Source organism: Lysobacter luteus (assembly GCF_907164845.1).
Lineage (GTDB): Bacteria > Pseudomonadota > Gammaproteobacteria > Xanthomonadales > Xanthomonadaceae > Novilysobacter > Novilysobacter luteus.
In genome coordinates this window covers 2,182,450-2,202,654 of record NZ_OU015430.1, presented here as the reverse complement: position 1 = coordinate 2,202,654, position 20,205 = coordinate 2,182,450, and the positions used below count along the sequence as shown (strand labels likewise).

27 protein-coding genes are annotated in these 20,205 nt (G+C 65.3%); all 27 read left to right on the top strand.

Going from position 1 to position 20,205, the window contains the following annotated elements:
* Window positions 1-13 precede the first annotated feature (13 nt).
* A complete protein-coding gene (gene rpoC, locus KOD61_RS10375) occupies window positions 14-4,231 on the top strand; it encodes a DNA-directed RNA polymerase subunit beta' (protein ID WP_215218604.1) in 4,218 nt (1,405 codons plus the stop codon).
* Window positions 4,232-4,498: 267 nt separating this feature from the next.
* Window positions 4,499-4,873, top strand: a complete 375-nt coding sequence (rpsL, locus tag KOD61_RS10370; protein WP_036213440.1) for a 30S ribosomal protein S12 — start codon at window positions 4,499-4,501, stop codon at window positions 4,871-4,873.
* Window positions 4,874-4,885: 12 nt separating this feature from the next.
* Entirely contained in the window at window positions 4,886-5,353 is a 468-nt protein-coding gene (rpsG, locus tag KOD61_RS10365) for a 30S ribosomal protein S7 (RefSeq protein ID WP_036213436.1), read from the top strand.
* A 146-nt stretch (window positions 5,354-5,499) separates the two neighbouring features.
* On the top strand, window positions 5,500-7,590 hold the full coding sequence (gene fusA, locus KOD61_RS10360) for an elongation factor G (RefSeq protein WP_215218603.1): 2,091 nt from the start codon (window positions 5,500-5,502) through the stop codon (window positions 7,588-7,590).
* Between the two features lie 74 nt (window positions 7,591-7,664).
* A complete protein-coding gene (gene tuf, locus KOD61_RS10355) occupies window positions 7,665-8,855 on the top strand; it encodes an elongation factor Tu (RefSeq protein ID WP_215218602.1) in 1,191 nt (396 codons plus the stop codon).
* A 397-nt stretch (window positions 8,856-9,252) separates the two neighbouring features.
* The gene (gene rpsJ / locus KOD61_RS10350; protein ID WP_036212661.1) at window positions 9,253-9,564 is read left to right on the top strand and encodes a 30S ribosomal protein S10; all 312 of its coding nucleotides are present in this window, start codon (window positions 9,253-9,255) and stop codon (window positions 9,562-9,564) included.
* 10 nt (window positions 9,565-9,574) lie between these two features.
* Window positions 9,575-10,231 (top strand): 50S ribosomal protein L3, encoded by a 657-nt coding sequence (gene rplC, locus KOD61_RS10345; protein ID WP_215218601.1) that lies wholly within the window; start codon window positions 9,575-9,577, stop codon window positions 10,229-10,231.
* The gene (rplD, locus tag KOD61_RS10340) at window positions 10,228-10,839 is read left to right on the top strand and encodes a 50S ribosomal protein L4 (protein WP_456307127.1); all 612 of its coding nucleotides are present in this window, start codon (window positions 10,228-10,230) and stop codon (window positions 10,837-10,839) included. The genes rplC and rplD overlap by 4 nt, the downstream gene beginning before the upstream one ends.
* A complete protein-coding gene (rplW, locus tag KOD61_RS10335; protein ID WP_036212652.1) occupies window positions 10,836-11,132 on the top strand; it encodes a 50S ribosomal protein L23 in 297 nt (98 codons plus the stop codon). Before rplD ends, rplW begins: the two co-directional genes overlap by 4 nt.
* 11 nt (window positions 11,133-11,143) lie before the next feature.
* The gene (rplB, locus tag KOD61_RS10330) at window positions 11,144-11,971 is read left to right on the top strand and encodes a 50S ribosomal protein L2 (protein ID WP_215218599.1); all 828 of its coding nucleotides are present in this window, start codon (window positions 11,144-11,146) and stop codon (window positions 11,969-11,971) included.
* Between the two features lie 6 nt (window positions 11,972-11,977).
* Window positions 11,978-12,244: a 30S ribosomal protein S19 gene (gene rpsS / locus KOD61_RS10325; RefSeq protein ID WP_036212645.1), complete on the top strand. Its 267-nt coding sequence runs from the start codon at window positions 11,978-11,980 to the stop codon at window positions 12,242-12,244.
* A 10-nt stretch (window positions 12,245-12,254) separates the two neighbouring features.
* Window positions 12,255-12,590: a 50S ribosomal protein L22 gene (rplV, locus tag KOD61_RS10320; RefSeq protein WP_215218598.1), complete on the top strand. Its 336-nt coding sequence runs from the start codon at window positions 12,255-12,257 to the stop codon at window positions 12,588-12,590.
* Window positions 12,591-12,593: 3 nt separating this feature from the next.
* Window positions 12,594-13,328: a 30S ribosomal protein S3 gene (gene rpsC / locus KOD61_RS10315; protein WP_215218597.1), complete on the top strand. Its 735-nt coding sequence runs from the start codon at window positions 12,594-12,596 to the stop codon at window positions 13,326-13,328.
* Window positions 13,329-13,334: 6 nt separating this feature from the next.
* Entirely contained in the window at window positions 13,335-13,748 is a 414-nt protein-coding gene (rplP, locus tag KOD61_RS10310; protein ID WP_215218596.1) for a 50S ribosomal protein L16, read from the top strand.
* Window positions 13,748-13,933 carry a 50S ribosomal protein L29 gene (gene rpmC, locus KOD61_RS10305; RefSeq protein WP_215218595.1) on the top strand — a complete coding sequence of 62 codons (186 nt, stop codon included), beginning with the start codon at window positions 13,748-13,750 and terminating at the stop codon, window positions 13,931-13,933. Before rplP ends, rpmC begins: the two co-directional genes overlap by 1 nt.
* A gap of 9 nt (window positions 13,934-13,942) precedes the next feature.
* Complete coding sequence (gene rpsQ / locus KOD61_RS10300; protein ID WP_215218594.1) at window positions 13,943-14,212, top strand: 30S ribosomal protein S17; 270 nt, start codon at window positions 13,943-13,945, stop codon at window positions 14,210-14,212.
* Between the two features lie 15 nt (window positions 14,213-14,227).
* Window positions 14,228-14,596, top strand: coding sequence for a 50S ribosomal protein L14 (gene rplN / locus KOD61_RS10295; RefSeq protein ID WP_031373826.1), 369 nt, complete (start codon window positions 14,228-14,230; stop codon window positions 14,594-14,596).
* Between the two features lie 14 nt (window positions 14,597-14,610).
* On the top strand, window positions 14,611-14,925 hold the full coding sequence (rplX, locus tag KOD61_RS10290) for a 50S ribosomal protein L24 (RefSeq protein ID WP_215218593.1): 315 nt from the start codon (window positions 14,611-14,613) through the stop codon (window positions 14,923-14,925).
* Between the two features lie 11 nt (window positions 14,926-14,936).
* The gene (gene rplE, locus KOD61_RS10285) at window positions 14,937-15,479 is read left to right on the top strand and encodes a 50S ribosomal protein L5 (RefSeq protein ID WP_215218592.1); all 543 of its coding nucleotides are present in this window, start codon (window positions 14,937-14,939) and stop codon (window positions 15,477-15,479) included.
* A 15-nt stretch (window positions 15,480-15,494) separates the two neighbouring features.
* The gene (gene rpsN / locus KOD61_RS10280; protein WP_215218591.1) at window positions 15,495-15,800 is read left to right on the top strand and encodes a 30S ribosomal protein S14; all 306 of its coding nucleotides are present in this window, start codon (window positions 15,495-15,497) and stop codon (window positions 15,798-15,800) included.
* A 151-nt stretch (window positions 15,801-15,951) separates the two neighbouring features.
* Complete coding sequence (rpsH, locus tag KOD61_RS10275; protein WP_215218590.1) at window positions 15,952-16,350, top strand: 30S ribosomal protein S8; 399 nt, start codon at window positions 15,952-15,954, stop codon at window positions 16,348-16,350.
* Window positions 16,351-16,363: 13 nt separating this feature from the next.
* On the top strand, window positions 16,364-16,891 hold the full coding sequence (gene rplF / locus KOD61_RS10270; RefSeq protein ID WP_215218589.1) for a 50S ribosomal protein L6: 528 nt from the start codon (window positions 16,364-16,366) through the stop codon (window positions 16,889-16,891).
* Between the two features lie 23 nt (window positions 16,892-16,914).
* Window positions 16,915-17,274 (top strand): 50S ribosomal protein L18, encoded by a 360-nt coding sequence (gene rplR / locus KOD61_RS10265; RefSeq protein ID WP_215220376.1) that lies wholly within the window; start codon window positions 16,915-16,917, stop codon window positions 17,272-17,274.
* 164 nt (window positions 17,275-17,438) lie between these two features.
* Window positions 17,439-17,972, top strand: coding sequence for a 30S ribosomal protein S5 (gene rpsE, locus KOD61_RS10260; protein ID WP_215218588.1), 534 nt, complete (start codon window positions 17,439-17,441; stop codon window positions 17,970-17,972).
* Entirely contained in the window at window positions 17,965-18,162 is a 198-nt protein-coding gene (rpmD, locus tag KOD61_RS10255; RefSeq protein WP_215218587.1) for a 50S ribosomal protein L30, read from the top strand. The genes rpsE and rpmD overlap by 8 nt, the downstream gene beginning before the upstream one ends.
* Window positions 18,162-18,605, top strand: coding sequence for a 50S ribosomal protein L15 (gene rplO / locus KOD61_RS10250; protein WP_215220375.1), 444 nt, complete (start codon window positions 18,162-18,164; stop codon window positions 18,603-18,605). Before rpmD ends, rplO begins: the two co-directional genes overlap by 1 nt.
* A gap of 7 nt (window positions 18,606-18,612) precedes the next feature.
* Window positions 18,613-19,962, top strand: a complete 1,350-nt coding sequence (gene secY / locus KOD61_RS10245) for a preprotein translocase subunit SecY (RefSeq protein ID WP_215218586.1) — start codon at window positions 18,613-18,615, stop codon at window positions 19,960-19,962.
* Window positions 19,963-20,205 lie beyond the last annotated feature (243 nt).

Below are 20,205 nucleotides of genomic sequence, written 5' to 3'. Positions count from 1 at the left end.
GCGGAGACAGAAAATGAAAGACCTGCTCAACCTGTTCAACCAGCAGCGTCCCGCGCTCGACTTCGACGCGATCAAGATCGCGCTCGCGTCGCCGGACCTGATCCGTTCGTGGTCCTTCGGCGAAGTCAAGAAGCCGGAGACCATCAACTACCGCACGTTCAAGCCCGAGCGCGATGGCCTGTTCTGCGCGGCCATCTTTGGTCCGATCAAGGACTACGAGTGCCTGTGCGGCAAGTACAAGCGCATGAAGCACCGCGGCGTGGTCTGCGAGAAGTGCGGCACCGAGGTCACCCTGGCCAAGGTCCGTCGCGAGCGCATGGGCCACATCGACCTGGCCTCGCCGGTTGCGCACATCTGGTTCCTCAAGTCGCTGCCCTCGCGCATCGGCCTGATGCTGGACATGACCCTGCGCGACATCGAGCGCATCCTGTACTTCGAGGCGTTCGTCGTCACCGAGCCGGGCCTGACCCCGTTCGAGCGCGGCCAGCTGCTCAATGAAGAGCAGTACATGCAGGCGCGCCAGGAGCATGGCGACGACTTCGAGGCCGCGATGGGCGCCGAGGCGGTCTACGACCTGCTGCGCACGATCGACCTGCAGTCCGAGATGGTGCAGCTGAAGGAAGACATCGCCGCCACCGGTTCGGAAACCAAGCTCAAGCGACTGACCAAGCGGATCAAGCTGGTCGAGGCGTTCATCGAGTCCGGCAACCGCCCGGAGTGGATGATCATGACGGTGCTGCCGGTGCTGCCGCCGGACCTGCGTCCGCTGGTGCCGCTGGACGGTGGCCGCTTCGCGACCTCCGACCTCAACGACCTGTACCGCCGCGTCATCAACCGCAACAACCGCCTGCGCCGCCTGCTGGAGCTCAACGCGCCCGACATCATCGTGCGCAACGAGAAGCGCATGCTGCAGGAGTCGGTCGACGCGCTGATGGACAACGGCCGCCGTGGCCGCGCCATCACCGGCACCAACAAGCGTCCGCTCAAGTCGCTGGCCGACATGATCAAGGGCAAGCAGGGCCGGTTCCGCCAGAACCTGCTCGGCAAGCGCGTGGACTACTCGGGCCGTTCGGTCATCGTGGTCGGCCCGTACCTCAAGCTGCACCAGTGCGGCCTGCCCAAGAAGATGGCGCTCGAGCTGTTCAAGCCGTTCATCTTTGCCAAGCTGCAGCGCCGTGGCCTGGCCACCACGATCAAGGCCGCCAAGAAGCTGGTCGAGCGTGAAGAGGCCGAGGTGTGGGACATCCTCGAAGAGGTGATCCGCGAGCACCCGGTGCTGCTCAACCGCGCCCCGACCCTGCATCGCCTCGGCATCCAGGCGTTCGAGCCGGTGCTGATCGAGGGCAAGGCGATCCAGCTGCACCCGTTGGTCTGCACCGCGTTCAACGCCGACTTCGACGGTGACCAGATGGCCGTCCACGTGCCGCTCTCGCTGGAAGCCCAGCTGGAAGCGCGCGCGCTGATGATGGCGTCCAACAACATCCTGTCGCCGGCCAACGGCGAGCCGATCATCGTGCCGTCGCAGGACGTCGTGCTGGGCCTGTACTACATGACCCGCGCGCTGGAGAACAAGGCGGGCGAGGGCATGGCGTTCGCCAACGTCGCCGAGGTCAAGCGCGCCTATGACAACCGCGTCGTGCAGCTGCACGCCAAGGTCAAGGTGCGCATCACCGAGACGGTGCGCAACGAGGACGGCACCAGCGAGGAGAAGACCTCGATCGTCGACACGACGGTCGGGCGCGCGCTGCTGCGCGAGATCCTGCCTGACGGCCTGCCGTTCGCGCTGGCCAATGTCGAGCTGACCAAGAAGAACATCAGCCGCCTGATCAACTCCTCCTACCGCATGCTCGGCCTGAAGGACACGGTCGTGTTCGCCGACCAGCTGATGTACACCGGCTTCGCCTACGCGACGCGTGCCGGTGTCTCGATCGGCATCGACGACATGACCATCCCGGACGAGAAGAAGGGCATCCTCGCCGAGGCCGAGGCCGAGGTGCTGGAGATCCAGGAGCAGTACCAGTCCGGCCTGGTCACCGCCGGGGAGCGCTACAACAAGGTGGTCGACATCTGGTCGCGCACCAACGAGCGCGTGGCCAAGGCGATGATGGACGCGATCGGCACCGAGACGGTGACCAATGCCGAGGGCAAGCAGGTCGCGCAGAAGTCGATGAACTCGGTTTACATCATGGCCGACTCCGGCGCGCGTGGTTCGCAGGCGCAGATCCGCCAGCTGGCCGGCATGCGTGGCCTGATGGCCAAGCCGGACGGCTCGATCATCGAGACCCCGATCACCTCGAACTTCCGCGAAGGCCTGAACGTCCAGCAGTACTTCATCTCGACCCACGGTGCGCGAAAGGGCCTGGCCGATACGGCGCTCAAGACCGCCAACTCCGGTTACCTGACCCGTCGCCTGGTCGACGTGGCGCAGGACGTGGTGATCACCGAGACCGACTGCGGCACGATGGACGGGCTCACCATGACCCCGATCGTCGAAGGCGGCGACGTGGTCGAGCCGCTGCGCGACCGCGTGCTGGGCCGCATCGTGGCCGAGGACGTGTTCCTGCCGGGCAACGACGAGGACCCGATCGTCACCCGCAACACCCTGCTCGACGAGCAGTGGGTGGTGCGCCTCGAGGACGCCGGCGTGCAGTCCATCAAGGTCCGCTCGACCATTACCTGCGAGTCGTCGTTCGGCGTCTGCGCCCACTGCTACGGGCGTGACCTGGGCCGCGGCCACATCGTCAACCTCGGCGAGGCGGTCGGCGTGGTTGCCGCGCAGTCGATCGGCGAGCCGGGCACCCAGCTGACCATGCGTACCTTCCACATCGGTGGCGCGGCGTCGCGTGCGGCGGCCATCGACAACGTGACGGTCAAGACCACCGGTTCGATCAAGTTCAACAACCTCAAGCACGTCGAGCACACCAACGGCCACTTCGTCGCGGTGTCGCGCTCGGGCGAGCTGTCGGTGCTGGACGCGCACGGCCGCGAGCGCGAGCGTTACAAGCTGCCGTACGGTGCGACCGTCGCGGTCAAGGACGGCGCGGAGATCAAGGCCGGCCAGCAGGTCGCCAACTGGGATCCGCACAACCACCCGATCGTCTCGGAAGTCGCCGGTTTCATCCGCTTCATCGACTTCGTCGAGGGCGTGACCGTGATCGAGAAGACCGACGAGCTGACCGGCCTGGCCTCGCGCGAGATCACCGATCCCAAGCGTCGCGGTTCGGCCGCCAAGGACCTGCGTCCGATCGTCCGCATCGTCGACAAGAACGGCAACGACCTGAACATCCCGGGCACCGACCTGCCGGCGCAGTACCAGCTGCCGCCGCGCTCGGTCGTCAACCTGCAGGACGGCGCCGCGGTCGGCGTGGGTGACGTGGTCGCCAAGATCCCGCAGGAAGCGTCCAAGACCCGCGACATCACCGGTGGTCTGCCGCGCGTGGCCGACCTGTTCGAGGCGCGCAAGCCGAAGGACCCCGCGATCCTGGCCGAGCGCTCGGGCATCGTCAGCTTCGGCAAGGACACCAAGGGCAAGCAGCGCCTGATCATCAAGGACGCCGACGGCAACGAGCACGAGGAGCTGATCCCCAAGTACCGCCAGATCATCGTGTTCGAAGGCGAGCACGTGGAGAAGGGCGAGACCGTGGTGGACGGCGAGCCGAGCCCGCAGGACATCCTGCGCCTGCTCGGCGTGGAGCCGCTGGCGGTCTACCTCACCAAGGAGATCCAGGATGTCTACCGCCTGCAGGGCGTGAAGATCAACGACAAGCACATCGAGGTGATCGTTCGCCAGATGCTGCGCAAGGTCGAGATCACCGACCAGGGCGACAGCAAGTTCCTGCATGGCGAGCAGGTCGAGCGCCAGCGTTACGTCGAGGAAGCCGCGCGCGTGGCCGGCCGCAACGAGATCGTGCCGCAGTACGATCCGGTGCTGCTGGGCATCACCAAGGCCTCGCTGGCGACCGAGTCGTTCATCTCGGCGGCATCGTTCCAGGAGACCACCCGCGTCCTCACCGAGGCCGCCGTGCGCGGTACCCGTGACGGCCTGCGTGGCCTCAAGGAGAACGTCATCGTCGGCCGCCTGATCCCGGCCGGTACCGGCCTGGCGTACCATACGCAGCGCCGCAAGAACGCCTCGGGGCTCACCGATTCGGAGATGGAGGCGCTGTCCGCGCCGGTCACCGCCGAAACGGCCGACGTCGCCGATGCGGGCGAGGAATCCAGCGCCACGTAACCGTGGCGTCCGCGGCCCGTACGCCGGGCCGCCCAGATCACCAAATGAGGCGCACGGAGCGCCTCGTGTTGGGCCCACGGATGGGCGGGAACCAATGGAAGCGGGGGGCGCTCGGCGCTCCCTGCAATCCGTAACCTGGCTCGCGTTGACGGAGACGTCTGGCGCGGGCTATACTTTTCCGTCTCGGTCGGCCGGGTGCATTCGGCTTGCCGTTCGTTTTCAACAGGGTCCGCATTCCGCGCGGGCCTTCTCCTCAGAAGAGTTCAGATGGCGACGATCAATCAGCTGGTCCGCAAACCGCGGCAGGCGGCCACGTACAAGAGCGCCTCGCCGGCGCTGGAGAACTGCCCGCAGCGCCGGGGTGTTTGCACCCGTGTCTACACCACCACCCCGAAGAAGCCGAACTCGGCGATGCGCAAGGTGGCCAAGGTTCGCCTGACCAACGGTTACGAGGTCATCTCGTACATCGGTGGTGAGGGTCACAACCTGCAGGAGCACTCGGTGGTGTTGATCCGCGGCGGTCGCGTCAAGGACCTGCCGGGCGTCCGTTACCACACCGTTCGCGGTTCGCTCGACGCCGCCGGCGTCGCCAAGCGTCGCCAGCGTCGCTCCAAGTACGGCGCCAAGCGCCCGAAGTCCTAAGGAATCCGCAACATGTCGCGTAAAGGCTCCACCCCGCAGCGTTCGGTCCTGCCTGATCCCAAGCACGGCAGCGAGACCATCGCGCGCTTCATCAACATGGTCATGTACAGCGGCAAGAAGTCGGTCGCCGAGAAGATCGTCTACGGCGCGATGGACGTGATCGGGGAGAAGAACCCCAATCCGCTCGAGGTTGTCGAGAAGGCGCTGAGCAACATCTCCCCGGCGGTCGAGGTCAAGTCGCGCCGCGTTGGTGGCTCCACCTACCAGGTGCCGGTCGAAGTGCGCGCCTCGCGACGCATGGCGCTGGCGATGCGCTGGCTGATCGAGTCCGCCCGCAAGCGCGGGGAGAACAGCATGCCGCGCAAGCTTGCCGCCGAATTGATCGATGCCTCGGAAAGTCGTGGCGGCGCGATCAAGAAGCGCGAAGAGACCCACCGCATGGCGGAAGCGAACAAGGCGTTCGCGCACTACCGCTGGTGATCCGAGACGTCCCGGCCCAGACGCGCCGGGACCCTCACGCAGCGCGATAGCCGCGCTGCCGCGGCGGCCCCGGCCGCCACGCGAACCGGAGGCCGCCGTCAGGCGGCGTCCGGCCATTTGGAAACCATAAAATACGAGAGGGTCCCGTGGCTCGCACCACTCCCATCGAGCGTTACCGCAACTTCGGCATCATGGCCCACATCGATGCCGGCAAGACCACCACGTCCGAACGCATCCTGTTCTACACCGGTGTCAGCCACAAGATCGGCGAGGTGCATGACGGCGCCGCGACGATGGACTGGATGGAGCAGGAGCAGGAGCGCGGCATCACCATCCAGTCGGCGGCCACCACGGCGTTCTGGAAGGGGATGGACAAGACCCTGCCCGAGCACCGCTTCAACATCATCGACACCCCCGGGCACGTCGACTTCACCATCGAGGTGGAGCGTTCGCTGCGCGTGCTCGACGGCGCGGTGTTCGTGCTGTGTGCGGTCGGTGGCGTGCAGCCGCAGTCCGAGACCGTCTGGCGCCAGGCCAACAAGTACGAAGTTCCGCGCCTCGCGTTCGTCAACAAGATGGACCGCACGGGCGCCAACTTCGACAAGGTCGTCGGCCAGCTGAAGTCGCGCCTGGGTGCCTACCCGGTGCCGATGCAGGTGCCGGTCGGTGCCGAGGACGGCTTCGACGGCGTGATCGACCTGCTCAAGATGAAGCGCATCCACTGGGACACCGCGTCCCAGGGCACCGTGTTCGAGTACGGCGAGATCCCGGCCGAGCTGGCCGACAAGGCCACCGAAGCGCGTGCGTTCATGGTCGAGGCCGCCGCCGAGGCGTCCGAAGAGCTGATGGACAAGTACCTCAACGACGGTGAGCTGTCGGAGGCCGAGATCATCGCCGGCCTGCGCGCGCGCACCCTGAAGACCGAGATCGTCCCGGTGTTCTGCGGTACCGCGTTCAAGAACAAGGGCGTGCAGGCCATGCTCGACGGCGTCATCCAGCTGCTGCCGTCGCCGGTCGACGTGCCGGCCGTGCAGGGCGTCGACGAGGACGAGAAGGAAGTCACCCGCAAGGCCTCGGACGAGGAGAAGTTCTCGGCCCTGGCGTTCAAGATCATGACCGACCCGTTCGTCGGCTCGCTGACCTTCTTCCGGGTGTACTCGGGCGTGCTGAACTCCGGTGACCAGGTGTACAACCCGGTCAAGATGAAGAAGGAGCGCGTCGGCCGTCTGCTGCAGATGCACTCCAACGATCGCCAGGAGATCAAGGAAGTCCGCGCCGGCGACATCGCCGCGGCCGTCGGCCTGAAGGACGTCACCACCGGTGACACCCTGTGCGCGCAGGACGCTGTGATCACCCTCGAGCGGATGGTCTTCCCGGAGCCGGTCATCTCGATGGCGGTGGAGCCCAAGACCAAGTCGGACCAGGAAAAGATGGGCATCGCCCTCGGCCGCCTGGCGCAGGAGGACCCGTCCTTCCGCGTGCGTACCGACGAGGAGTCGGGCCAGACCATCATCGCCGGCATGGGCGAGCTGCACCTGGACATCATCGTTGACCGCATGAAGCGCGAGTTCAACGTCGAGGCCAACGTCGGCAAGCCGCAGGTGGCCTACCGCGAGACCATCCGCAAGCAGGTCAAGGTCGAAGGCAAGTTCGTCCGCCAGTCGGGCGGCAAGGGCCAGTTCGGCCACGTGTGGATCGAAATGATCCCGCAGGAGCCGGGCGCGGGCTACGAGTTCGAGAACGCGATCGTCGGTGGTGTCGTGCCGAAGGAATACATCCCGGCCGTCGACAAGGGTATCCAGGAAGCCGTGGCCAACGGCGTGCTCGCCGGTTACCCGGTTGTCGACGTCAAGATCCGCCTCGTCGATGGTTCGTACCACGAGGTCGACTCGTCCGAAATGGCGTTCAAGATCGCCGGCTCCATGGCGTTCAAGGAAGGCTTCAACAAGGCCAACCCGTGCCTGCTCGAGCCGATGATGAAGGTCGAGATCGTCACCCCCGAGGATTACCTCGGCGACGTGATGGGCGACGTGAGCCGTCGCCGCGGCATCCTGCAGGGCCAAGACGACAGCCCGTCGGGCAAGATCATCAACGCGATGATCCCGCTGGGCGAGATGTTCGGCTACGCGACCACGCTGCGCTCGATGTCGCAGGGCCGCGCGACCTACTCGATGGAGTTCGACCACTACGCCGAGGCGCCGACCAACATCGCCGAAGCAGTGGTCAAAAAGAACTGATGTACGGATCCGGCGCCGGGTGGCGCCGGTTCTTCCCCCGACAAGATCAACACATAGTTCAGAGGTAAGCAGTCATGGCGAAGGGTAAGTTCGAGCGCACCAAGCCGCACGTCAACGTCGGCACGATCGGTCACGTCGACCACGGCAAGACCACGCTGACCGCAGCGCTGACCAAGATCGGCGCGGAGCGTTTCGGTGGTGAGTTCCACGCCTACGACGCGATCGACAAGGCGCCTGAGGAAAAGGCCCGTGGTATCACGATCTCGACCTCGCACGTGGAATACGAAAGCCCGACGCGCCACTACGCGCACGTTGACTGCCCGGGCCACGCCGACTACGTGAAGAACATGATCACCGGTGCGGCGCAGATGGACGGCGCGATCCTGGTGTGCTCGGCCGCGGACGGCCCGATGCCGCAGACGCGCGAGCACATCCTGCTGGCCCGCCAGGTGGGCGTGCCGTACATCGTGGTGTTCCTGAACAAGGCCGACATGGTGGACGACGCCGAGCTGCTGGAGCTCGTCGAGATGGAAGTGCGCGAGCTGCTGAGCAAGTACGACTTCCCGGGCGACGATACCCCGATCATCCACGGTTCGGCGCTGAAGGCGCTGGAAGGTGACCAGTCGGAGATCGGCGTGCCGGCGATCATCAAGCTGGTGGAGGCGCTGGACAGCTGGATCCCGGAGCCCGAGCGCGACGTGGACAAGGCGTTCCTGATGCCGGTCGAGGACGTGTTCTCGATCTCCGGTCGCGGCACCGTGGTGACCGGCCGCATCGAGCGCGGCGTGATCAAGGTGGGCGAGGAAATCGAGATCGTCGGCATCCGTCCGACCGTCAAGACGACCGTCACCGGCGTCGAGATGTTCCGCAAGCTGCTGGACCAGGGCCAGGCGGGCGACAACGCGGGCCTGCTGCTGCGCGGCACCAAGCGTGACGACGTGGAGCGCGGCCAGGTGCTGTGCAAGCCGGGTTCGATCAAGCCGCACACCGACTTCGAAGGCGAGGTGTACGTGCTGTCGAAGGACGAGGGTGGCCGTCACACGCCGTTCTTCAAGGGCTACCGTCCGCAGTTCTACTTCCGCACCACCGACATCACCGGTGCGGTGGAGCTGCCGGAAGGCGTGGAGATGGTGATGCCGGGCGACAACGTGAAGATGGTCGTCTCGCTGATCAACCCGATCGCCATGGACGAAGGCCTGCGCTTCGCGATCCGCGAAGGCGGCCGTACCGTCGGCGCCGGCGTGGTCTCCAAGATCATCAAGTAATGCCGATCCGGGCCACCGCCCGGGTTGAATGCTCCATCCGCCGCCAGGTTCGCCTGGCGGCGGTCGTTTCCAGGCAGGTGCTTGCACTGTGTTCTGGAAACCCGTTAGAATGCGCGACCACCGTGGGCCTCATGAACATGCAGGCCCGCGAACCAGCGAAATGAGGGGCAGGAAGCACCTCGTCTTCGCCAGACAGGGATATGTCGCATGGTGCTGCCTGGCCCGGTTTCCGGCCAATGGCGGCTTCATGCGTTCTTAGATTCCGTCTGGGCGGGCCGGGAAACCGGCCTGCCTTGATTTTTGAAGGACGCCGGCGCGGTCTGGCCGGAATGCATTCCACCGGGGTTCGGCGCAACCAGTCGTCGGCCCGTCGCTCTTTTAACCAAGGAACACCGTCATGGCGGACCAGAAGATCCGGATTCGGCTGAAGGCGTACGATCATCGTCTGATCGACCGCTCGGCCAGCGAGATCGTCGAAACGGCCAAGCGGACCGGCGCGCAAGTGCGTGGCCCGATCCCGCTGCCGACCAAGATCGAGCGCTACACCATTCTCACCTCGCCGCACGTCGACAAGGACGCGCGCGACCAGTACGAGACCCGCACGCACAAGCGCGTGCTCGACATCGTCGACCCCAACGACAAGACCGTGGACGCGCTCATGAAGCTCGAGCTCGCGGCAGGCGTCGACGTCCAGATCAAGCTGACCTGAGGCCAACCACATGACTGCGAAGAAATATTCGCTGGGCATCGTCGGTCGCAAGGCCGGCATGAGCCGGTTCTTCACCGAAGACGGCAAGTCCGTCCCGGTGACGCTGATCGAGGCGACCCCGAACCGCATCACCCAGATCAAGACCACCGACACCGACGGCTACAGCGCGGTGCAGGTGACCGTCGGCGTCAAGCGTGCCGCGCTGGTCAACAAGCCCGAGGCGGGCCACCTGGCCAAGGCCAAGGTCGACGCCGGCCGTGGCCTGTGGGAGTTCCGCGTGGCCGACGACAAGATCGGCGACTTCGAGGTCGGCGGCGAGATCCGCGCCGACATCTTCGAGGCCGGCCAGGTCGTTGACGTCCAGGGCGTGACCAAGGGCAAGGGCTTCCAGGGCACGATCAAGCGCTGGAACTTCCGCATGGGCGACGCCACCCACGGTAACTCGCTGTCGCATCGTTCCCCGGGTTCGATCGGCCAGCGCCAGACCCCCGGTCGCGTGTTCCCGGGCAAGAAGATGTCCGGCCACATGGGCTCGGTCCAGCAGAGCACCCAGGGCCTGCAGGTGGTGAAGGTCGACGCAGAGCGCGGTCTGATCGCCATCCGCGGCGCAGTGCCGGGCGCGCCGGGCGGTGACGTGATCGTCCGCCCGTCGAGCAAGGGAGTATGACGATGGAACTTGCCATCAATAACAGCAGCAAGACCGTGTCGGTGTCCGACGAGATCTTCGGCCGCGAGTTCAGCGAGGACCTGGTCCACCAGGTCGTGGTCGCTTACCGCAATGCCGGCCGTGCCGGCACCAAGGCGCAGAAGACCCGCTCGGAAGTCGCCGGCACCACGAAGAAGTCGAAGAAGCAGAAGGGTGGCGGTGCACGTCACGGCGCCCTGACCGCTCCGATCTTCGTCGGTGGTGGCGTGACCTTCGCGGCCAAGCCGCGCAGCTTCGCGCAGAAGGTCAACCGCAAGATGTACCGCGCCGCGATGGCCGCGATCCTGTCCGAGCTCAACCGCCAGGGCCGCATCATGGTCGTGGAGTCGCTGGACATCGAGTCGCCGAAGACCAAGGGCATGATCTCCATGCTCAAGGACCTTGGTGCGGGTCGCCGTCCGCTGCTGGTCACCGAGGATGCCACCGAGAACCTGTACCTCTCGGCGCGCAACCTGCCGTATGTCGAAGTCCGCGACGTGCAGGGCCTGGATCCGGTCGCGCTGGTTGGCGCCGACTCGGTCGTGGTCACCGCCGATGCGGTCAAGAAGATCGAGGAGTGGCTGGCATGAACGACGCCAAGCTCTACAACGTGATCCGTGCGCCGCGTGTGTCCGAAAAGACCGCGCGCCTGCAGGAAGTTTCCAACCAATACGTCTTCGAAGTGGCGACGACTGCTACCAAGGCCGACATCAAGGTCGCCGTGGAGAAGCTGTTCGACGTCAAGGTCGAGGCAGTCAACGTGGTCAACGTGAAGGGCAAGTCCAAGGCCTTCAAGTTCCGCATGGGCCGCCGCGCCGACTGGCGCAAGGCGTACGTGAAGCTGGCTGAAGGCCAGTCGATCGACGTGATGGCCAAGGCCTGAGGACTAGACCCATGGCATTGATGACTTTCAAACCCACCTCGCCCGGCCGCCGTTCCGCGGTCCGCGTGGTGACCCCGGGCCTGCACAAGGGCGCCCCGCACGCTCCGCTCCTCGAGAAGAAGAGCAAGACCGGCGGTCGCAACCACCATGGCCGGATCACCACCCGCCACATCGGTGGTGGCCACAAGCAGCACTACCGCATCATCGATTTCAAGCGCAACAAGGAAGGCATCCCGGCGCGCGTGGAGCGGATCGAATACGATCCCAACCGCACTGCCCACATCGCCCTGCTGTGCTACGTCGATGGCGAGCGTCGTTACATCATCGCGCCCAAGGGCCTGAAGGATGGCGACCAGGTGATTGCCGGCCGTGACGCCCCGATCCGCGTGGGCAACACCCTGCCGCTGAGCAACATCCCGGTTGGTTCGACCGTCCACTGCATCGAGATGAAGCCCGGCAAGGGCGCCCAGCTGGCGCGTGCCGCCGGCGCCGGCGTGCAGTTGGTCGCTCGCGAGCAGGGCTACGCCACGCTGCGCCTCCGCTCCGGCGAGATGCGCAAGGTGCCGGTCGAGTGCCGCGCCACCATCGGTGAAGTCGGCAACGTCGAGCACAACCTCGAGAAGCTCGGCAAGGCCGGTGCCAAGCGCTGGCGTGGTGTCCGCCCGACCGTCCGCGGCGCGGCGATGAACCCCGTCGACCACCCGCACGGTGGTGGTGAGGCCAAGGCCGGCCAGGGCAACCCGCATCCGGTCACCCCGTGGGGCGTTCCGACCAAGGGTTACAAGACCCGCAAGAACAAGCGCACCCAGCAGTTCATCGTGCGCGATCGTAGGAGCTAATCGGCCATGGCACGTTCACTCAAGAAGGGCCCGTTCGTCGACCACCATCTCATCAAGAAGGTGGAGGCTGCGGCCAACAACAAGAAGCCGATCAAGACCTGGTCGCGTCGCTCGATGGTTCTGCCGGAGATGGTGGGTTTCACCATCGCCGTGCACAACGGTCGCAACCACATCCCCGTGCTGGTCAACGAGAACATGGTTGGCCACAAGCTCGGCGAGTTCGCCCTGACCCGTACGTTCAAGGGTCACGTGGCCGACAAGAAGAGCCGCTAAGGAGATGACCATGGAAGCGAAAGCAATCCTGCGCACCGCGCGCATCTCGCCGCAGAAGGCCCGCCTGGTCGCTGACCAGGTCCGTGGCCTGAGCGCCGAGCGTGCCGTCAACCTGCTCAAGTTCTCGGACAAGAAAGCCGCCGCGATGATCCGCAAGGTCGTCGAGTCGGCCATCGCCAACGCCGAGAACAACCAGGGTGCCGACATCGACGAGCTCAAGGTCAAGACCATCATGGTCGACGAAGGTCCGACGCTGAAGCGTTTCATGGCCCGTGCGAAGGGACGCGGTACCCGCATCCTCAAGCGCACCAGCCATATCACCGTCGTCGTCGGCGAGGGGAAGTAACTCATGGGTCATAAAGTTCATCCGATCGGCATCCGCCTTGGCATTTCCAAGGACTGGAACTCGAAGTGGTTCGCCGGCAAGAAGCAGTACGCCGAGTACCTCGCGGCCGACCTGAAGGTCCGCGAGATGCTGCGCAAGAAGCTTGCCCAGGCAGGCATCTCCAAGATCTTCATCGAGCGTCCGGCCAACAACGCCCGCGTGACGATCCACACCGCCCGTCCGGGCGTGGTGATCGGCAAGCGTGGCGAGGACATCGACAAGCTGCGCAAGGAAGTCAGCGACATGATGGGCGTCCCGGCGCACATCAACGTGACCGAGGTCCGCAAGCCCGAGCTCGACGCGCAGCTGGTCGCCGAGTCGATCGCGCAGCAGCTTGAGCGCCGCATCATGTTCCGCCGCGCAATGAAGCGCGCAGTGGGCAATGCGATGCGCCTGGGCGCGCTGGGCATCAAGGTCAACGTCGCCGGCCGCCTCAACGGCGCCGAGATCGCGCGTTCGGAGTGGTACCGCGAAGGCCGCGTGCCGCTGCATACCCTCCGCGCCGATATCGACTACGGCTTTGCCGAAGCCAAGACGACCTACGGGATCATCGGCATCAAGGTCTGGGTCTACAAGGGCGAGATCTTCGATTTCTCCCAGGTCGGCCAGGAAAAGCAGGACGACAGCCCGCGTGGCGACCGCGGTGACCGCGGCGACCGTCGCGACCGTGGCCCGCGTCCGCCGCGTGAATCGAGGTAACCGACCATGTTGCAACCCAAGCGAACCAAATACCGCAAGATGCACAAGGGCCGCAACGACGGCCTGGCATGGAGCGGCAACGCCGTCAGCTTCGGCGAGTACGGCCTGAAGGCGACCGCCCACGGCCAGATCACCGCGCGCCAGATCGAGGCCGCGCGCCGGTCCATCAGCCGCTACGTCAAGCGTGGCGGCAAGATGTGGATCCGCGTGTTCCCCGACAAGCCGATCACCAAGAAGCCGATCGAAGTCCGAATGGGCTCCGGCAAGGGCAACGTCGAGTACTGGGTCGCGCAGATCCAGCCCGGCCGGATGATCTATGAGATTGAGGGCGTGGGTGAGGACGTGGCGCGCGAGGCGTTCCGCCTTGCCGCGGCCAAGCTCTCGGTGACCACCACTTTCGTTACCCGGACGGTGCGCTGATGGAACTCAAGCAACTGCGTGAAAAGTCGGCTGACGAGCTCCAGGCCCACCTGACCGAGCTGCACAAGGAGAGCTTCGCCCTCCGCATGCAGAAGGCCACCGGCCAGCTCGCCAAGACCCACGAGGCCCGCCGGGTGCGCCGCGAGATCGCTCGCGTCAACACCCTGCTGGGTCAGAAGAAGTAAGGACCCGCCATGACCGACAACAATACAGAGAAGGCGCTGCGCACGGTCGAAGGACGCGTGGTCAGCAACAAGATGGACAAGACCGTCACCGTGCTCGTCGAGCGTCAGGTCAAGCACGCGCTGTACGGCAAGTACATCCGCCGCTCGTCCAAGCTCCACGCGCACGATGCAGACAATGCCTGCAACGAAGGCGACGTCGTCCGGGTGCGTGAAGTCGCCCCGATGTCCAAGACCAAGAACTGGAGCGTGGTTGAGATCGTCAGCCGCGCGGCCGAATAACGAGGAGGCTGAACCATGATCCAGATGCAAAGCTACCTCGGCGTGGCCGACAACTCCGGTGCGAAGGAAGTGATGTGCATCAAGGTGCTCGGCGGCTCCAAGCGCCGTTACGCGCACATTGGCGACATCATCAAGGTCACCGTCAAGGATGCGATCCCGCGGGGCAAGGTGAAGAAGGGCGACGTCTATGACGCCGTCGTGGTCCGCACCCGCAAGGGCGTCCGTCGCCCGGACGGCTCGCTGATCCGCTTCGATGGCAACGCCGCGGTGTTGCTCAACAACAAGCATGAGCCGATCGGCACCCGCATCTTCGGGCCCGTGACCCGTGAGCTGCGTTCCGAGAAGTTCATGAAGATCGTCTCGCTCGCACCTGAAGTGCTCTGAGCGGAGGAACCGACATGAACCGTATCAAGAAAGGCGACCAGGTCGTCGTGACCGCCGGCAAGGACAAGGGCAAGAAGGGTGATGTGGTGCGCGTGGCCGGCGACAAGGTCGTCGTGTCCAACGTCAACATCATCAAGCGCCACACCAAGCCCAACCCGCAGCTGGGCCAGCCCGGCGGCGTGATCGAGCGTGAGGCGCCGATCCATATCTCCAACGTGATGCTCTTCAACCCGGCCACCGGCAAGGGCGAGCGCGTTGGCATCAAGGTGCTGGAGGATGGACGCAAACTGCGTGTGTTCCGCTCCAGCGGTGAGGCGGTCGACGCCTGAGGAATGCTGAAATGAACACCCGGCTTGAAAAGTTCTACAAGGAAGAGGTCGTTCCCTCGCTGACGGCGAAGTTCGGCTACAAGAATCCAATGGAGGTGCCGCGCATCACCAAGATCACCCTGAACATGGGTGTGGGTGAGGCGGCCACCAACAAGAAGATCCTGGAGAATGCGGTCGCCGACATGACCAAGATCTCCGGCCAGAAGCCGATCGTGACCAAGAGCCGCGTTTCCGTGGCCTCGTTCAAGATCCGCGATGGCTGGCCGATCGGCTGCAAGGTGACCCTGCGTCGCCAGAAGATGTTCGAGTTCCTCGACCGCCTGATCAACGTCTCGCTGCCGCGCGTCCGCGACTTCCGCGGCGTGTCGGGCAAGGCGTTCGACGGCCGTGGCAACTACAACATGGGCGTCAAGGAACAGATCATCTTCCCGGAGATCGATTACGACCAGGTCGACGCGCTGCGCGGCATGGACATCGCGATCACCACCACCGCGAAGAGCGACGCCGAGGCGCGCGCCCTGCTGGAAGCCTTCCGCTTCCCGTTCCGCAACTGACCCGAGGATCAATACATGGCCAAGTCGTCCATGATCAACCGCGAGGTGAAGCGGGCCAAGCTGGCGGCGAAGTACGCCGCCAAGCGCGAAGAGCTGAAGAAGGTCATCGCCAGCCCGACCGCCTCCTATGAGGAGAAGGAAGAGGCCGTGGTCAAGCTGCAGAAGCTGCCGCGCGACTCTTCCCCGAGCCGCCAGCGCAACCGTTGCGCCATGACCGGCCGTTCGCGGGGCGTGTACCAGAAGTTCGGCCTTGGCCGCAACAAGCTGCGCGAAGCCACCATGCGCGGCGACGTGCCGGGCCTGCGTAAGGCCAGCTGGTAAGTCAAGCGGGCCCCGCGCCCGTGTTGGCCCAGGGCCGGCCAAGTCTGGTAGACTAGTCGGCTCGCAATGCCAAAACGCCACGGCCACCCGGCCGTGGCGTCACAACTGAATTCGCTATAGCGGATATCGGTGCACTCATCAGGAATCACACATGAGCATGACTGATCCCATCGCCGACATGTTCGTCCGCATTCGCAATGCGGCCGCGGTCGGCAAGCCGACGGTGAAGATGCCGTCTTCCAAGATCAAGGTGTCCATCGCCAAGGTCCTGCAGGACGAGGGCTACATCCTCGGTTCGCGCGTGACCGAGGTCGGCGCCGGCAAGAGCGAGCTCGAGATCGAGCTCAAGTACTACGAAGGCAAGCCGGTCATCGAGCAGCTCAAGCGCTTCTCGCGTTCGGGCCTGCGCCAGTACCGCGGCAAGGACGATCTGCCGAAGGTGCTCGGTGGCCTCGGCGTCGCCATCATTTCCACGTCCAAGGGCATCATGACCGATGCGCAGGCGCGCCAGCAGGGCGTCGGCGGTGAAGTCCTGTGCTTCGTGGCCTAAGGGAGTAACGACCATGTCCCGAGTTGCCAAGAAGCCGATCGCCCTGGCCAAGGGTGTCGAACTGAACGTCCAGCCCGAGAATGTGACCGTCAAGGGGCCCAAGGGCACCCTGTCGATCGCCAAGCCGGCCGGTATCGCCATCGTCATCGAGGACGGCCACGCGCAGCTGTCGGCCAACGAGCCGTCGCTGGTCCCGCTGACCGGAACCCTGCGCGCGATCGTCGCGAACATGGTGCACGGCGTGTCCGAAGGCTTCGAGCGCAAGCTCGAGCTGGTCGGCGTCGGCTACCGCGCCGCGATGCAGGGCAAGGACCTGAACCTGTCGCTGGGTTTCTCCCACCCGGTCCTGTTCAAGACCCCCGAGGGCATCACGATCACCACCCCGACCCAGACCGAAGTGGTCGTGGCCGGTGCCGACAAGCAGCGCGTCGGCGAAGTGGCTGCCAAGATTCGCGGTTTCCGTCCGCCGGAGCCCTACAAGGGCAAGGGCGTTAAGTACGCCGGCGAGAACATCATTCGCAAGGAAGCCAAGAAGGCCTAACCCGGCTTTCAGCTTTCGAGGACCTGACAATGAACAAGAACATCGCCCGCCTGCGCCGCGCCAAGTCGACCCGTGCGCACATCCGCGAACTCGGTGTGCCGCGCCTGTCGGTGCTGCGCACTGGCCAGCACCTGTACGCCCAGGTCTTCACCGCCGACGGCTCGAAGGTCCTGGCTGCCGCCTCGACCACCCAGTCCGACGTGAAGGATGGCCTGAAGAACGGCAAGAACGCCGACGCCGCCGCCAAGGTAGGCAAGGCGATCGCCGAGAAGGCCAAGGCGGCCGGCATCGAGAAGGTCGCGTTCGACCGCTCGGGCTACCGCTACCACGGCCGCATCAAGGTGCTTGCCGACGCCGCCCGAGAGGGTGGCCTGCAGTTCTGATGTCCGGGTGCGTGGGGCTTCGGCTCCGCGCGCCGGTTCCAGCTGCCGGCGCGGCCTGCGCCGGACGCTTGTGACGGGTTTCCGTCCCTGCGGCACGACCGAACTACTACACAACCATAAGCGGCCAAGCCGCAAGCAAACCTACCCAACATCCAGGAACTGAAATGGCTAACGAACGTGAATCGCGGGGGCGTGACCGCAACCGTGAGGAAATCGATGACGGCATGATCGAGAAGCTGATCGCGGTCAACCGCGTCAGCAAGACCGTCAAGGGTGGCCGCCAGTTCACCTTCACCGCGCTGACGGTGGTGGGTGACGGCGCCGGCAAGGTCGGCTTCGGCTACGGCAAGGCGCGCGAAGTGCCGGTCGCGATCCAGAAGTCGATGGAATACGCCCGCAAGAGCATGAGCAACGTCGAGCTCAATGGCGGCACCTTGTGGCACTCGGTGAAGTCCGGCCACGGCGCGGCGCGTGTGTACATGCAGCCTGCTTCCGAGGGTACCGGCGTCATCGCCGGTGGCGCGATGCGCGCCGTGCTCGAGGCGGTCGGCGTTAAGGACGTGCTGGCCAAGGCGGTCGGCTCGCGCAACCCGATCAACCTGGTGCGCGCGACCCTGCGCGGCCTGACGGAAATGCACTCGCCGGCCAAGATCGCGGCCAAGCGCGGCAAGAAGGTCGAGGATCTGATCAATGGCTAAGACTGAAAACAGCGGCGGCACCGTCAAGGTGCGTCTGGTCAAGGGCCTGCGCGGAAGCCAGGCGCGTCACCGCCTGTCGGTGAAGGCGCTCGGGCTCAACAAGCTCAACGACGTACGCGAACTTAAGGACAGCCCGCAGGTGCGGGGCCTGATCAACAAGGTCCACTACCTGGTCCGGGTCGAGGAGTAATCATCATGCGTCTCAACACTCTCAAGCCGGCTGACGGCGCCCGCACCGAGCGCACCCGCGTCGGTCGCGGTATCGGTTCGGGCCTGGGCAAGACCGCCGGCCGCGGCCACAAGGGTTCGTTCGCGCGCTCGGGCAAGGGCAAGATCAAGGCCGGCTTCGAAGGCGGCCAGATGCCGATGCACATGCGCCTGCCGAAGATCGGCTTCCGCAGCAAGACCGCCGGCGATACTGCCGAGGTCATGCTGTACCAGCTCGACAAGCTGGACGCCGGTGACATCGACTTCGCCGCGCTGCGCGCCGCCAAGCTGGTGCACAGCACTGCCAAGCGGGCCAAGATCGTGGCAAAGGGCGAGCTCAGCAAGAAGTTCGTGCTGAAGGGCCTGCTGGCCACGGCCGGTGCCAAGGCCGCGATCGAAGCGGCTGGCGGCAAGGTCGAGGAGTAATCCGGGCATGGCGCGAAGCGGCAACGCAATGGCCGGCATGGGCGGCGGGCTCGGCAAGTTCACCGAGCTCCGCCAGCGCCTGCTGTTCGTGATCGGCGCATTGATCGTCTATCGCATCGGTTGCTACATCCCGGTGCCGGGGGTCAATCCCGAAGCGATGCTGCGGCTGATGGAGACCCAGGAAGGCACCATCGTGGACATGTTCAACATGTTCTCCGGTGGTGCGCTGGAGCGCTTCAGCCTGTTCGCGCTCAACGTGATGCCGTACATCTCGTCCTCGATCATCATGCAGTTGCTGGTGCAGATGGTGCCCAGCATGAAGGCGATCCAGAAAGAGGGCGAGTCGGGCCGTCGCAAGATCAACCAGTGGTCGCGCATGGGCGCGATCCCGCTGGCGGTGTTCCAGGCGTGGGGCATCGCCACCGCGCTTCAGGCCGGTGGGGCCAGCCAGGGCATCCCGGTGGTGTACAGCCCCGGCGTGGGCTTCATCCTGACCGCGGTCATCTCGCTGACCGCCGGCACCATGTTCCTGATGTGGCTGGGTGAGCAGGTAACCGAGCGCGGCATCGGCAACGGCGTTTCGTTGATCATCTTCGCCGGCATCGTGGCCGGTCTCCCGTCGGCCGCCATCGGCATGTTCGAGCAGGTCCGCAACGGTGAGATGAGCACGCTGCTGGCGCTCGCGATCGTCGCGATCGTGCTGGCCGTCACCTACTTCGTGGTCTTCGTCGAGCGCGGTCAGCGCCGGATCACGGTCAACTACGCACGCCGCCAGGGTGGCCGCAGCGCGTACATGAACCAGTCGTCCTTCCTGCCGCTCAAGCTCAACATGTCGGGCGTGATCCCGCCGATCTTCGCCTCGAGCATCGTGATGTTCCCGGCCACCGCGGCCGCCTGGTTCGGCCAGGGCGACGCTTCCTCGAAGATGCTGCAGGTCAGCCAGTGGCTGAGCCCGGGCGAGCCGCTGCACATGATCCTGTACGGCGGGCTGATCGCAGGCTTCGCGTTCTTCTACACGGCGCTGGTGTTCAACTCACAGGAAACCGCCGACAACCTGAAGAAGTCGGGCGCCCTGATCCCGGGCATCCGTCCCGGCAAGGCGACCGCCGACTACGTGGACGCGGTGCTGACCCGCCTCACCGCCGCGGGCGCCGCCTACCTGGTACTGGTCTGCTTGCTGCCGGAGGTGATGCGCAGCCAGATGGGAATTTCGTTCTACTTCGGTGGCACATCGCTGCTGATCGTGGTGGTGGTGGTGATGGACTTCATTGCGCAGATCCAGGCGCACCTGATGTCCCACCAGTACGAGAGCCTCCTGAAAAAGGCGAACCTGAAGGGTTCGCGGGCAGGCCGCTGATCTGATCGGTGTCCGGCGACTGGTCGCCGGCACCTGCGCCCCGGCAACCCGGTGGCGCGAACGTTGTATCGGAACGCCGGGCACAGCTCCCGGCTTCCAGCAGGGCGACCCGTGCGATGTCTCGCGCGCGGGTGGGTCTGGACCGGTCCGCGCGCCAGAGTAGTGCGCGGTGCCCGGGGGCGACGGCTGACACCGTTGCCGCCTGGCAGTCCCGATCCGTCGCCGGAGCATGGGCACACTCCC